This is a genomic window from Curtobacterium herbarum, from assembly GCF_016907335.1.
Taxonomy (GTDB): Bacteria; Actinomycetota; Actinomycetes; order Actinomycetales; family Microbacteriaceae; genus Curtobacterium; species Curtobacterium herbarum.
This window is the reverse complement of sequence record NZ_JAFBBT010000001.1, coordinates 1,174,546-1,187,604: the sequence shown is the minus strand read 5'-3', so window position 1 is coordinate 1,187,604 and position 13,059 is coordinate 1,174,546. Positions and strand designations below refer to the sequence as shown.

Here is a 13,059-nt window from a genome sequence, read left to right as displayed (position 1 = left end):
GCCTCCCGATCGGATCGGTGGAGAGTGCAGTCACTGCACCTCGACGTGACGGGCTTGTACCCCGATCTTGTGGACCGTACCCCGTCCTCGCGCCCTGTCCATGGTCGTGAGCCGCACATTCCGGGGCCGGCGCCGGTCCACAAAGAGGGGGACACGGAACGTACGGACACCACCGGCACCGCACGCGGCGGGACACCGCGGAGCGTCTCGCCGGTGGACCGTTCTGTCCACCGTTCCGCGTACCTGCGCGGATCGAGCCGGGCCGAGCCCACCTCACGGACATCCCTGCAGATGAGGGAACCGCGGGAAAAAGAAGAGGCGGCACCTGTTGGGGGGAACGGGTGCCGCCAGGACACCGGCGGATTGGGGGGAATCTTGGCCGGCGCCACCGGGAACGAGCCCGGCAGGAACAACTGTACCCCAGGAACGGGATGCGACGACACCTCTGACCGGAGAACGCGATCGTTTGCGTGGATCGGCCATCCGGCTGTACCGGACCGGACCCGAGCATCCGTGGTGAGCGAGTTGTCCACAGGCGCCTCGGCGGCCGTTGCGCCCGGAGTAGTCTCCGAAGGCGCCCGGTCGACGACTGCCTCGGTGGTCCGACCGCGCCCCCGGCGGACGAGACGAGAGGACATCGATGACGATTCCGCAGCAGGACCACACCCGTACCGATCAGACCCGCACGGACCGGACTCCCGACGACGAGACGACCTTCCCGCCGTCCCCGGAGTTCGTGGCCGACGCGGTCGCCGACAGCAGTCTGCACGACGCCGCCAGCGCTGACCGGGTGGCGTTCTGGGCCGAGCAGTCCCGTCTAATGCTGGACTGGCGGACACCGTTCACGAGCACGCTCGACTGGTCGGCGGCCCCGTTCGCCCGGTGGTTCGCGGACGGCGAGTTGAACGTGGCGGAGAACTGCCTCGACCGGCACGTCCGCGCCGGCAACGGTGAACGGGTCGCCATCCACTTCGAAGGCGCGAACGGTGACACCCGCACCATCACCTACGCGCAGTTGACGGCCGACGTCCAGCGCGCGGCGAACATGCTCGCGGGCCTCGGCGTCGGGCAGGGCGACCGGGTCGTCGTGTACCTGCCGCTCATCCCGGAGGCCGTGGTCACCATGCTCGCGATCGCTCGCCTCGGCGCGATCCACTCCGTCGTCTTCGGTGGGTTCAGCGCCGAGAGCCTCCGCGCCCGCATCGAGGATGCCGGGGCGAAGGTCGTCGTGACGGCCGACGGCGGCTGGCGGCGCGGCGCCGTCTCGCCGCTCAAGCCCGCGGTCGACGAGGCCCTGCAGGGCGAGGGCACCGACAGCGTCGAGCACGTCCTCGTGGTCCAGCGCGGCGGCAACGACATCGACTGGACCGACCGGGACCGCTGGTGGCACGACGAGTTCGCCGCCGCCGCTCCCGAGCACGAGGCGCAGGCGTTCCCCGCCGAGAACCCCCTCTTCATCCTGTACACCTCGGGCACGACCGGGAAGCCCAAGGGCATCGTGCACACCTCGGGCGGCTACCTGACCCAGGCCGCGTACACGCACAAGAACGTGTTCGACATGCACCCGGAGAAGGACGTCTACTGGTGCACCGCCGACATCGGCTGGATCACCGGTCACACCTACGTCGTCTACGGCCCGCTCGCGAACGGCGTGACGCAGGTCCTCTACGAGGGCACCCCCGACGAGCCGAAGCCAGGCCGCTGGTGGGACCTGGTGGACGCGTACGGCGTCACCGTCCTCTACACGGCGCCGACCGCCGTGCGCGCGGCGATGAAGGCCGGCCGCCAGATCCCGGAGGCGCGCAGCCTCGAGACCCTGCGCCTGCTCGGCAGCGTCGGCGAACCGATCAACCCCGAGGCCTGGCAGTGGTACCGCCAGGTCATCGGACACGACCGCACGCCGATCGTCGACACCTGGTGGCAGACCGAGACCGGCGGCATCATGATCTCCGCGCTGCCCGGTGTCACGAAGCTGAAGCCCGGCGCGGCACAGACGCCCGTGCCCGGCATCGTCGCCGAGATCGTCGACGACGACGGCCACCGCGTCGACCCGGGCGGCAGCGGCTACCTCACGATCACCGAACCGTGGCCGGCGATGGCCCGCGGGATCTGGGGCGACCCGGACCGCTTCGTCGAGACCTACTGGTCACGTTTCCCCGGCCGGTACTTCGCCGGCGACGGTGCGCGGCTGGACGGCCAGGGCGACATCTGGGTGCAGGGACGCGTCGACGACGTCATGAACGTCTCCGGCCACCGCCTGTCCACGGCCGAGATCGAGTCGGCACTGGTCGGTCACGAGGGCGTCGCCGAGGCAGCCGTCGTCGGAGCGGCCGACGAGACGACCGGTCAGGCGGTTGTCGCTTGGGTATGTATCACGGAGGAGGCCCAGGCCTCGATCACCGATCGTGATGCGCTCGTGCAGGACCTGCGTGCATGGGTCGCGAAACGAATCGGTCCTATTGCTCGGCCTCGAGACGTGTTCATCGTGGACGAGCTGCCGAAGACGCGATCCGGCAAGATCGTGCGTCGCTTGCTCAGAGCAGTGACCGAAGGCCGACCAGTGGGCGACACCACGACCCTCGCGGACACCTCCGTGCTCACCGCGTTGCAACAGCACACGGCTCGCAAACGATGAGCGAGTAAACCGCTGCTCACTGCGTGAGCGGTCACCGCGACACGAGTGACCGACAGGTCGGCGGTGAGCACCCTCTCACTCGCGCTAGCTTGCGTTCTAACGGACGAAACGGCTGTCGTTGCACAATCACGTCCGTGACGCCGTAGCGCGCTTTGACGGCCGCTCACCGCGTCCACGGCGATATGGCGATTGCTCACACTTCAGGAGGCAATCGTGCTCATTCACATCGACCGTAGGACCGGTCACGCTGCTCACTGCTCAGACCCAACGTGTCCGGTCACCCCGCACGCACTCACCATCGAAGCTGCTCGTGCTCACCGCAAGCGGCTGCTCGGTCTGCGCGCCGCTGCGGCGGCCGATTGCTCATCCCAAGGTGCTCACCCAAGTGCTCACCTGCCGTGGGAGTTCCGCCCGTTTTGAGCATGGCGCGATATTCCTTTCGTTGAAGGGATGGGCGCTGCTCATACAGAACCCCCGCTTGGAACAGAGGCCAAGCGGGGGTTCTTTCTGTGTCGCGTCAGGCCGTCACGTTCCAGACGCGGTTGTCCAACTCGTCGGTGCTCATCTGGGTCAGGTCAGCGATGCTCTCCAGTGAGAGACCCGAGAAGTCCGCAAGGTCCTGGCTCGACCCGCTCCAACCGTCGGGGATGGTCACTCCCCCAGCGCGTTCGATCGATCCGAGCACGCCGAAGTTCCGGTATCCGCTGTCGAAATCACCGATCTCCGTTCGGCGCTGGTAGACACTGCGTCGGCGCACCTTCCCCTTGCGGTTAACGCTGTCTTCGGCCCAGATTGTTGCACCTCGCCGCCACAGCAGCTCCTCGTCGTCGTTCATGATGAGGCCCATACGCTGCATCCCATCGAAGAACGGCCACCGCGCGAGCGTGGTCAATGTTCCGTCAGCGTTCAGCTCTACCTCGTCCACCGTGTAGCCCATTGTCTCCATCTGACGCGCACGGGTTGCACTCCACTTCTTCCTCTGTCTGGTCATGATCCTTCCTCCTAATCAAGCGCCGGTAGCGCTAGTTCGTCGTCGTTCTTGTCGTCTTCCTCGTCGGGGACCTCGATGAACCCGAAGCTCTCATCGAGGTCGTCATACGCTTCGGTCAACGGCTCATCCGGCTCGGCCGTTATCGCCGCCAGAGCCGAGCGCAGCCCATCACCCTTCGCACGATGTGCCATGATCACGTCGATGATGTCTTCATCACTGCTGTAGGCAAAGCGCACCCGTACCGGCTGTCCGGTCTCCTCCTTCACGAACCCGATCCCCGCGGTGCGGTAGCCGTTCTGCTTCAGCGCAGCAGGGATTCTGGTCGAGTCGAACCCTTCCGCGGCGGCGGGGCCACCGTCCATGAGGAACAGATCGTTGAAGTAGACCGAAGGCTGGCGCAGGACAATCTTGTTCACGAAGTTGCCACGCATACGACCGAGTAGTTCCTTGTCCGCCTCCTGAGTGGCGGCGATTACGAACACTCCCGGGGCGCGGCCGAGTGCCAGGATCTGGGTCAGCAAGGTGATGTACTTCGCCATGCCACGCTGACCTTGCAGATCGAGGAGCAGCGAGAGAATCTCGTCGATGATCAGGATGATCAACGGGTTCTCCGGCGTGTAGGCCCTGGATCGTCCCAGGTCCCCCGACTCGATGTCTGCCTTCGTGCTTCGAAGCCGGGTCATCATGAGCGTGTGAACCGTCTCGATCATCTCGGCAATCTTCGCCGTGCCGTAGGCCAGGTCCACAAAAAGCGAGGAGCTTTCGTAGTGCGGTAGCTCGTCGTGCTTCGGATCAGCCCCATAGAGCTTCACTCGCCCCTGCGCCTGCGCCGGAGCAAGCTGCCGGATCACAGCGTGAAGAGGGCCAGCCTTACCGGAGCCAGTGCTGCCGAGCACCAGGGTGTGATGGGTACCGAGTGACCAAACGCTTCCGTCTGCCTTCACAGCCATAGGGATGGACGCGAGGTCGTCCGACACTGGGTGCTCATCGAGGAACGCAGCGGTCTTCTTCATGCTGATGAGTCGGTCGTCCGGCGCCACCCGATGGGCGATGAACCGTACGGACGAGTAGTCCTCCGCGTCGGCAGGGTCTAGCGAGTGCAGCCCGAGTTGGGACTTGATTACTGCTGCGAGGTTGCGCACCTTCGCCTCGGCGGACCCGGCCAGCTTCAACGTGATCGAGAAGTGCTCCGGTCCGGCGTTGGCCGGTTGTTCGTGGTCCGGCAGCGCGGCGACGGTGATGCATGAGGCCGCGGCGTGCACCTGTGACCGTACGAGGGTGACAGCCTTCTTGCTCTCACGTCGAGGCCTCTTGTTCGCAAGCTTCACTGCCTTCGGGTACGGCGAGAGCCAGTGCACCTGCTTACGCTTCTTCTTCTCGGGGTCGTGACGCTTCTGGAAACGGTCTGTCGGCGCGTACAGCTCGATCACGTCAGGGTGTTCCAGCAGTTCCTGTTTGATCGAGAACGCCTCTCGTTCCTCCGCGGGCAACTTCCACAACGCTAGGAACCGAACGCCTTTGCCGATCAGGAGGCGGCCACCGACAGTCATCACAACAATCACTACGAGCAAGCCGATCACCACCGGGACGATGTTGTCTAGCAGCTCTTCCATCACTGGTCCTCCTTCCCGCTATCCGCAGGATCGTTCTGTAGGTCTTCGGGCATGTTGATGCGAAGGAACTCGCTGATCACGATGAGTTCAGCAAGCTCGTCCGCCGTGAAGTCAGCGTCGGTAAATCGCGGTCCGGGCATGTCAGTCCGCAATCGTGTCTAGGATCTTGAACGGAGTGCCGAAGCGATCCTCGATCGGCAGGATGAGGAGCTTCCCTGACTCGACCAGATTGAGTCCAGCATTCTTGTCGGCCTGCAGGATGCGCTTCGCGATGGACTCTTGAGCGGTGAAGTAAACCACCCGCTCGTACACAACCGGACGGGCTACCTCTTTCGCCATAGTGGCGAGAATCATCTCTAGCTCGCGCCACGATTTGTTCGACAGCTCGACCTCGATCAGCAGCGATTTCCCTCGTAGCGAGGATCGGTTCTTGTCCAGGTCGATCACCAGATCCGGCCAGTGAGCGTCCTTGAACCGCGGCGAGGTGGGGTCGGCGTTCGGACGACCGATGGTGCGTAACTCTGGGTACTTCAGGAGCAGGTCTCCGACTGCCAGCTTGCCCTCCCCGATTTCGGTCGCCGCTTGGTTGAGGGTGCGCTCGCGCCATGTGCCGAAACCGGGGTTGTCTTTGTCCCGCGCCTCGAGCATCTTCTGGATCGGACGCTGTTCGCGGCGCATCCTCGGTTCGCTGATGAGTTGATCGACTGTCACCGGGCCGATGCCGAGCTTCTTGGAGTAGACCCCGCCGATGAAGTTCGCCCCTACCTGTGCGATGGCCCGGTAGTGATTTTGGGTGCGTCGCTTCATGTCTTTCAGCACGTACTGATTCGGCTGCGAGTCCTCCAGGAGGTACCCGAAGCGCTGTGCCGCCGCAATCCCCGCCTCCGTAACACCCCACAGAAGGGAGACGCGATCATCCCGGGAGTACGTTGCCTGAACCATGCCGAGCTTTTCGAGACGCTTCAGCTTGTCGTGCATCCCGTCCGGCGTCAGCATGCGACCACCGGTTGATACGCGGCTCTCACGTGCGCGGAGGACGGTGGAGGCTGCGACGGTGGTCGCAACCTGAACCTCGTTGAGATAGGCGAGAAGCGGCGCATCGTTCTCAGTTACACGAGCGCGAGGGGTACCTCTGTGCGGGTGCGGCTTGCCCTTACCGAAACCCTTCTCACCGAAGCGGGGTTCACGATGCACCGGCGTCGGGCGGTTCGCGTCGCTGCGCGGTAGGACAACTCGCGGACCGGCGACGACCTGCTCGTCGTCGTCCTCATCGAGCATCGGGTTGAAGATGGGTGAATCGGTCATGATCTGCTCCTGGGTTGAACCGTCGAGTTCGCAATATCGCTTTAACTCGACGGTTCAGACTCGGAGCAGCTTTCGAAGAACCTACCGACCGTACTAGCGTCGAGCTGAAGCGACGGGACACCCCTTGGAACCACACGTCGCCTTTTGATTTTTCGGCGCGGTAATCTTGCCTTTCGGCTTCGCCGACCGGAAACGTCGTCCCCTGGACCCCTGTAAAAGCTCGATCCCTATATCCCTTATCTCAAGGGACTCATCCACTTCTGCAAGCTTCTGAACCTCCGACCACATCTCGCTAGCGCTGTTTGGTTCCGCTCTCATCACGGGGCCATGAGTCGTCTCTGTCGATAGAGCCTCGACTACGGAACACGACTCGTTTCGAGGGGTGCCCCCTTCTTGAACCTGCTCGATGCTTTGTGAAGCACCCGACCTTGCACACTTGAAAGGGCGACGGCACGCCCTTCAAACTTCCGTGCCGGTGGACTGGGACGACAAGCGACCCCAGTCCGAGAACTAGCAACACGAAGGTGTCGCACGCTCGTCAAGGTGCAGACACTCGACGTTTGGTCGCTCCGACGAGAACGTGTCGCACACTCGTGAAGGTGTCGCACGTTCCTAGGCGACCCTTCTAATCACGCTGGCAGCGAAAGTGCACACACTCTCTCTCGCGAGCACTGGCGAAGGTGCGCACACTCCGGTGTCAGTTACTGGCGAAGGCGTGCACACCCAAGTGGCAAGCGAACGTTGACGGTGCACACCGTCGCCAGCACTCCGTTCGCGCACGATCGGTGGCCGTAGCAAGTCGGTCTGCACCTTCGCCGGTGACCAGCCCAACCTTCGCGCGAACTACGCGCTGAGGGTGCGCACCTTCCGGCTGGCTCTCGAACGGCAGGCTTTTTTTAACTCGAGTTGATAGAAGACTACGAATCCACTTCGTTCGATTCAAGGTCGCCGGTTGACTCTCACACCGCCCGGCTTCCTCCCGCCCCCGTTGCGCTCGTGCTCTCGCGACGGGGGCGGTCGTTAGAGAAGCCGATATAGAAACTCGTCGCTGTGAGAGGCGACGCGAACGATTGAGGTGATCACGTTGAGAGTTTGACCTGACTGGGCATATTGGGGTCTGTAGTGGACGTGTCTTTTGCTGAACTCTCCGAGATGAGCGCCCCGCCCTTCACGTAAAGACCCGCGTCCGGGCACCCTTCGCACAACCAGCGCCTTGCACTCGGCTGGTAGGGAAGTGGCGAAGCAGTAAGGTGCCCGCCGAAAGAACCGGCAGAGCGGTGGAGGTGTACACCTTTGCAAGCTCGATTAGAGGGACGCTACGCACCTGGCTTTTCTGGGTCACTGGAACCTAGGGTGGGCGACTCGGACGGGTGCGAGAAACGAGCTACGGGTCGCCACCATAGGGAGCCGTGTATCCGCTTGCCTATCCGTACTACCGATAGCTACACCCACTTCAACACTTCCGGGAAGGAGACACCTTGACCACGTCCGATCCGAAACTTGCCCGCCTCGCACTCCAAGCCCTTCGTGCTCGCGACCGCTACTTCGCTTCCGAGCGGCAACGCATGGCCGTGGCATCGGCTCTCACGACGGGACGCTACGACGCGCTGTCCTCGCATCCTGAAGTGATGACGAAGTCAGTTACCGCCTACCGAGCTTGGATCGTCTGCGAGAAGGCCTACACCAGATACGTGAAGGACACGCAGCGATGACCAATGCGATGGAGACTCTGACGCTAGCTGTCATGCGCGTAGCGGCGGGCCAGGTCACCCGTCCTGCTCCACCGCCGACTTGTTGGCCGGACGAGGACGAGCACTTGCTCGTGCAGCGAACCAACGCCTACTACTCGTTCCTCCCCACCTCGCGTGTCTCAAACGCTCTCAGTACGCGAGGGGCAGGGCTGCCGGTCGGGGTGATGGATCACGAAGCCGACCGGCTCTACGGAGGTCTGTCCGAACTTTGGCTGCTGGATGAGGTGCAGGTCGGCACTTGGACCGTTCCGGGTGGCGATCCCCTTGACTTGCTGATCGAGGTCGCGCCCGCCTTGTGGGCGGACCTCCACTCTGAACTCATCGTGGACGACCTTCGATGGCGTGCACACGACGACGGTCCCTACCCGCACGCTCGTCTCCTGGCACAACTCGACGCGAGGAGGTGAACCGATGATCGATCGTGACCTCACCCGTTTGTGCGTGGACGCCATCAGCGCTCGAAGCTGGCGACAGTGGGTGCTCGAACAGGACGCACCGTGCCTTCCTCGCGAGGGCCACGACGCCTGACCTCAACATGCACGAAGCCCCCTGCCTCGAACGGTAGGGGGCTTCTTCGTTGTGGGACGCTATTCTTCGCTGCGGACCAACTGGACGATCTTCGCCAGGGGGACGCGCGCGATGCGGGCCGCCTCCCGAATACGCAAGGCCCAAGCAGTCAGATCCGGTGCGTCGTCGTCGCGGTCGAGAAGCAGGCTGTCCAGGGCGTGGGCGGTCGTCCTTGCATCGAGGAGCTGCTCGACTTGTTCGAGAAGCTCTGCGTGAAAGCGTACCGTGGGGGAAGTGTCGCCGCCGGATTTCAAAGATTCTCGGCCGCGGTACCACTGTTCAGCGTCCGCGATGTCAAGTGCTTTGGCAAAGGCACCGACCTTCTCTTGCACGCTCAGGTCTGCTTCGCGTAGTGATCGGCTTAAGCTCATGGCCCGAGCCTATCGACCTCGTTCGATCAAGACTCGTCAGTGCCGCCGTGTGCCACGCCACTCCGAACCCGCGCCGTGCGGCAGACTGTGGTCATGGCTCCCGCTCCGCTCGAACCCTCGTACCGCGCTCTACAGCAAGCAGCGAAGCGAGACCTTGGACTCCCTGCGCTGTCGCCGAAGCTTCTCGACTGCATCGCCGGCTCGCTCGCCTTCCTGCGAGACAACGCGACGAAGGCGCCGATCACGTCAAAGGTGCCGGGCAAGACCTACTTCGGCTTCGAGTACGGCACCCGCGCGTCGCGCGCAATCAACGAGGGCTTCTTCCTCGATGACGTGGACGAGGTTGTGACGACGGTGGAGGCGCTTCTACGCGGCGAGGTTCCGTCCGACCCGTTGGACCTGCACGCCGCCCTTTACAGCGCCGCTATCGCTTTCCCGGCCGTGACCGACATCACGAAGAACGGTGACCGAAAGTCGCCGGGGTCGTTCCTCGAGTTCTTCGTGGGACACCTCGCCGCGACCGCCTTCGACGCCATCCCCTCGCGACAGATCACCGTGCCGACACTCGACCTGCAGATGTCCCTGCCGACCGACTTCGTGTTCGACCTCGGCCCTAACCGCAGCCGCATTCACCTTCCGGTGAAAGCCTCGACCCGCGAGCGAGTGATCCAGGTTTGGGCGCATCAGCGTGTGCTCGACGGCATGCACGGTGTCAACCGGTTCCGCGGCCTGCTCGTCGTGCTTGCGGAGACGAACCGTCAAACCGCGGACAACACGGTGACAGAAGTATGCCTGCCCGACCAGTGGACGGCCTACCAAATGTACATCGCGCAACTGCATCGGGTGTACTACTTCGACGTGCCGGACAAGTACCGCAAGCTGCGCGAGCGGTACCCGTTCCTCGAGGTCAAGCCGTTCGCGGACTTCTTCTACGAGTACGACGAGATCGCCCAACCGAGTCTTTCGATGGAGACCCAGGTTGAACAGGCGATGGCCGAGACAGACTAGCTAGTCGGACTCGATTCGACCGGGCCAGCGTCGCGTCTTCGGAGCCTTCCAGAACACGAGGAAGTAGGAATGGTTCTTTCGAGCATGACGCTGGCGGATCTGACGACTCACGCCTGGCTTCGTCAGACGGGTCACGACGAAAAGGTCCTCGGTCTGGAAGCCCATCGGCTCAATCTCGTTGATGAGTTCAACGTGAGTGAGACGCTGTTTGTTCGCGCAGACCTCGTCCTGGCACTTCACGATGAACATTCCGCCGTCACGTAGGACACGCAAGGCCTCGCGAGCGGCGTCGAAGTACAGTTCGAGGACCGCCTCGTGGTACTTCGCTCCTGAGGTGCTCTGAGTCGCGTTGTTGCGGTAGTAGTTCTCGAAGTTCTGGTGACCGACGTGCGCACCCTGACCCGGAGTGTGCATGTACGGCGGATCGAGCACTACGGCGTCGATGCTGCCGGACTCGTAGGGCAGATCACGGCAGTCCACCCCGTCGCGCAGGTCGGTCGCCAGCAATGTGATGTCGGTGCGATCAACCTTGGACCAAAACGCCCCGTTGCCGAAGGTTACGTCTGCGACCGTCGCGCCGTGGTCCACATACAGATCGAGGATGTCAGGGAAGACGTCGGCGTTGTTGCCCGCGCTCGAGGACATGACGAGGTCGTTGGTAGCCGCCCCGCTCTGACGTCGCGCGGAACGAATCGGGAGGGCGGTCGGTTCAGGCAGCGAGGCCGGCTGATCGAGGTCCTGGTCCGGGCGCGAGATGAGCGTCATGGGTCAACCGTAACAAGCACTCGCCTGCCATGCGTGAGCGACGCGTAACGGTGCCCTTCCCGTTCCCGTCGTCCGGCGTGGCGCGCCCGCGCGGGGGACCGCATGACCGAGCCGATACGGTCCTTCGGGACTCTCAACGTCTCGCACCAGCCCGCAGGACAGCGTCTCGCAGCGTTCCACGGCGGCGACGACGCATGACCCGAGCGAAGCTCTGACCGGCTCAAACTGCCCCTGAGCGGGCGTCTACGCGGTCAATAAAGGAACACGCCTTGGCACGCGGTTCTCTCCGCTACCGCATCTAAAGGTCTTTCTGGAACGCGAGTGCCGCGATCCACTCCGTTCTTACTCGTCAAGCACCCCTGCCTTTTTCGCCAGAGCCACCATCGGGAGCTGTTGGTAAGCCTCCTCAAGCAGGACATTACGGCCAGCCCTTCGCCCTTCAACCCAGGCTGGGACCGAGATGAAGTTTCGGCCGTTCTCGAAGTCGGGTGCGGACTCGACTAGCGCCCGTCGCTCCCCTGCGTCCATGGCGACGAAGCGCTCGACGAAGTCCACGCCAACGACTGCCGTCAACCCGTCAGGCTTCGGTAGTGCCGTCTGCACGAAGGGCTGATCGACCATGTCGAAGTTACCTAGGGTGACCAGCAGCGAGAGCACCGGACGATCTCTGGGCAGGAAGTCGAGTGCTGCCGACCGATCCCTATAGAGGCCAAGTGTGCGATTGAGCTGTTTGATGCCTTTCGCCAACGCCGTCCGATGAGAATCGACGTGCTCAACCAGGCCCTCGCGGATACTCTGAGCCGGCATGGCGCTCTTGCACTCGACAAGTAGCACCACCTCCGGAGTGACTACAAACCAGTCGATCGTTCGTTGATCCCTCCCGTAAACCACTTCCGGGCGTACTTGCATTGCATCGTTCGACCGAAGTTGGCGCCCCACGTACTGCTCGAAGCGATTGCCAAGATCGTTGCGGAAGCGCACCCCCCACTTCTCCGATCCTGCGTAGGCCAAACCAACCGGTGAGGTCTTTAGGTTCAACGTGGGCGGACACGGCGCAAGCCACTTGTCTCCAAATGCGCCCCGAACGAGCGGTGTCGAAAGAAGCGGGTTGAAAGCGAATGGCTCTCGAAGGAACTTTTGCGCGTCAGCGTCCGCTCCGCTTTCCACGACATCTCGGCGGGCAACTTTGAACCTATCGATGTCCGTGGTGAAGTTGCGGACAGCAAACGAGTCGAAGCGCTCCGCTCCCCCGAGCGCCTCAGGAATCTCTTTCATCTCTCCATCCCACCTGAATGGAAACGGGTTGCCCTGATTGCAGCTGGCCCACAGCACCCCTCCGACTGTTACGAAGTCGGTCACGGACCCGCCAAAAAGCTCATCCTGCCACCCGGGTCGCATCACTTCGGGGAGGTAGGAATCGAGGAAGGGTGTCGTGTCGAACAGACACACGCATCTGGCCCAATCGCGCGTTGTCACCCGATTGAAGGGCCATTGCTCGTAAGCCCATCGCAGGAGAAGCCCATAGGTCGCCTGCGATCCATCGAGCTGTTGTGGTGTTTCAATGCGCGAGAACTCGCCCGCAATGTGTAGTAGGTCGATCTTACGGGGCTGCTTGCCCCCAGTCGTACCGCGCGTGATAGCGACCGCCGCCGCTCCAGCGAAGTTCCAAGGCAACTCCTCTTTCGGCCGCCCGTCGGCACCGAACGGGTTGCCGTCCCAGCCGAGGCAGCACTGAGACATGCCCTGAATTAGCAAGTCACGATCGAACCGTCGAATCAGGGAAATGAAGTCCTGATACCTCAGCAGGTTGGCGTCCGTCTTCACGCTCTGATCCTAAACCCACGACGAACGATCCGGCTCGGACTCCGCGACGAAGCCCCTTGAAACCATGGGTTTGACAGTCTCGAGTGACGTGCCTCGCTCAAGTTGATATTAGTGCCAGGGTTTCAAACCTTGGCACGAATCCGTCCCTTCAACACGGCGGCTCTTGCCCTACTCAAGGAGCATCGCACCATGTCTTTCACCGCATCTTCCTCTTTCGGGCTACTCATCG

10 protein-coding genes are annotated in these 13,059 nt (G+C 62.9%); 4 read left to right on the top strand and 6 right to left on the bottom strand.

Going from position 1 to position 13,059, the window contains the following annotated elements; all coding sequences use genetic code 11:
- Positions 1 to 640: 640 nt before the first annotated feature.
- Complete coding sequence (gene acs / locus JOD51_RS05825) at positions 641 to 2,635, top strand: acetate--CoA ligase (protein ID WP_204607426.1); 1,995 nt, start codon at positions 641 to 643, stop codon at positions 2,633 to 2,635.
- A gap of 517 nt (positions 2,636 to 3,152) precedes the next feature.
- Here acs and JOD51_RS05820 read toward each other — a convergent pair.
- The 3 genes from JOD51_RS05820 to JOD51_RS05810 all read right to left on the bottom strand — a co-directional run bounded on the left by JOD51_RS05820 (position 3,153) and on the right by JOD51_RS05810 (position 6,544).
- Complete coding sequence (locus JOD51_RS05820) at positions 3,153 to 3,626, bottom strand: hypothetical protein (protein WP_204607425.1); 474 nt, start codon at positions 3,624 to 3,626, stop codon at positions 3,153 to 3,155.
- Between the two features lie 11 nt (positions 3,627 to 3,637).
- A complete protein-coding gene (locus tag JOD51_RS05815) occupies positions 3,638 to 5,239 on the bottom strand; it encodes an FtsK/SpoIIIE domain-containing protein (RefSeq protein WP_204607424.1) in 1,602 nt (533 codons plus the stop codon).
- 141 nt (positions 5,240 to 5,380) lie between these two features.
- The gene (locus JOD51_RS05810) at positions 5,381 to 6,544 is read right to left on the bottom strand and encodes a hypothetical protein (RefSeq protein WP_204607423.1); all 1,164 of its coding nucleotides are present in this window, start codon (positions 6,542 to 6,544) and stop codon (positions 5,381 to 5,383) included.
- Between the two features lie 1,478 nt (positions 6,545 to 8,022).
- On the opposite strand from JOD51_RS05810, the gene JOD51_RS05805 reads away from it, so the two are divergent.
- Positions 8,023 to 8,256, top strand: a complete 234-nt coding sequence (locus JOD51_RS05805; RefSeq protein ID WP_204607422.1) for a hypothetical protein — start codon at positions 8,023 to 8,025, stop codon at positions 8,254 to 8,256.
- Complete coding sequence (locus tag JOD51_RS05800) at positions 8,253 to 8,702, top strand: hypothetical protein (protein ID WP_204607421.1); 450 nt, start codon at positions 8,253 to 8,255, stop codon at positions 8,700 to 8,702. Before JOD51_RS05805 ends, JOD51_RS05800 begins: the two co-directional genes overlap by 4 nt.
- A 180-nt stretch (positions 8,703 to 8,882) precedes the next feature.
- Here the strand turns inward: JOD51_RS05800 and JOD51_RS05795 are convergent, their stop codons facing one another.
- Complete coding sequence (locus tag JOD51_RS05795; RefSeq protein WP_204607420.1) at positions 8,883 to 9,233, bottom strand: hypothetical protein; 351 nt, start codon at positions 9,231 to 9,233, stop codon at positions 8,883 to 8,885.
- Positions 9,234 to 9,326: 93 nt separating this feature from the next.
- Between JOD51_RS05795 and JOD51_RS05790 the strand changes: the two genes are divergently transcribed.
- On the top strand, positions 9,327 to 10,241 hold the full coding sequence (locus JOD51_RS05790; protein WP_204607419.1) for a hypothetical protein: 915 nt from the start codon (positions 9,327 to 9,329) through the stop codon (positions 10,239 to 10,241).
- Here JOD51_RS05790 and JOD51_RS05785 read toward each other — a convergent pair whose 3' ends face one another.
- Entirely contained in the window at positions 10,242 to 11,006 is a 765-nt protein-coding gene (locus JOD51_RS05785) for a DNA methyltransferase (protein ID WP_204607418.1), read from the bottom strand.
- A 342-nt stretch (positions 11,007 to 11,348) separates the two neighbouring features.
- Positions 11,349 to 12,830 (bottom strand): hypothetical protein, encoded by a 1,482-nt coding sequence (locus JOD51_RS05780; RefSeq protein WP_204607417.1) that lies wholly within the window; start codon positions 12,828 to 12,830, stop codon positions 11,349 to 11,351.
- Positions 12,831 to 13,059: the final 229 nt, after the last annotated feature.

What these genes read in the sequence shown, in the direction of transcription:
- acs (WP_204607426.1), top strand. Translation starts at nt 641, where the DNA reads ATGACGATTCCGCAGCAGGACCACACCCGTACCGATCAGACCCGCACG.
- JOD51_RS05815 (WP_204607424.1), bottom strand. Translation starts at nt 5,239, where the DNA reads ATGGAAGAGCTGCTAGACAACATCGTCCCGGTGGTGATCGGCTTGCTC.
- JOD51_RS05795 (WP_204607420.1), bottom strand. Translation starts at nt 9,233, where the DNA reads ATGAGCTTAAGCCGATCACTACGCGAAGCAGACCTGAGCGTGCAAGAG.
- JOD51_RS05820 (WP_204607425.1), bottom strand. Translation starts at nt 3,626, where the DNA reads ATGACCAGACAGAGGAAGAAGTGGAGTGCAACCCGTGCGCGTCAGATG.
- JOD51_RS05810 (WP_204607423.1), bottom strand. Translation starts at nt 6,544, where the DNA reads ATGACCGATTCACCCATCTTCAACCCGATGCTCGATGAGGACGACGAC.
- JOD51_RS05790 (WP_204607419.1), top strand. Translation starts at nt 9,327, where the DNA reads ATGGCTCCCGCTCCGCTCGAACCCTCGTACCGCGCTCTACAGCAAGCA.
- JOD51_RS05800 (WP_204607421.1), top strand. Translation starts at nt 8,253, where the DNA reads ATGACCAATGCGATGGAGACTCTGACGCTAGCTGTCATGCGCGTAGCG.
- JOD51_RS05785 (WP_204607418.1), bottom strand. Translation starts at nt 11,006, where the DNA reads ATGACGCTCATCTCGCGCCCGGACCAGGACCTCGATCAGCCGGCCTCG.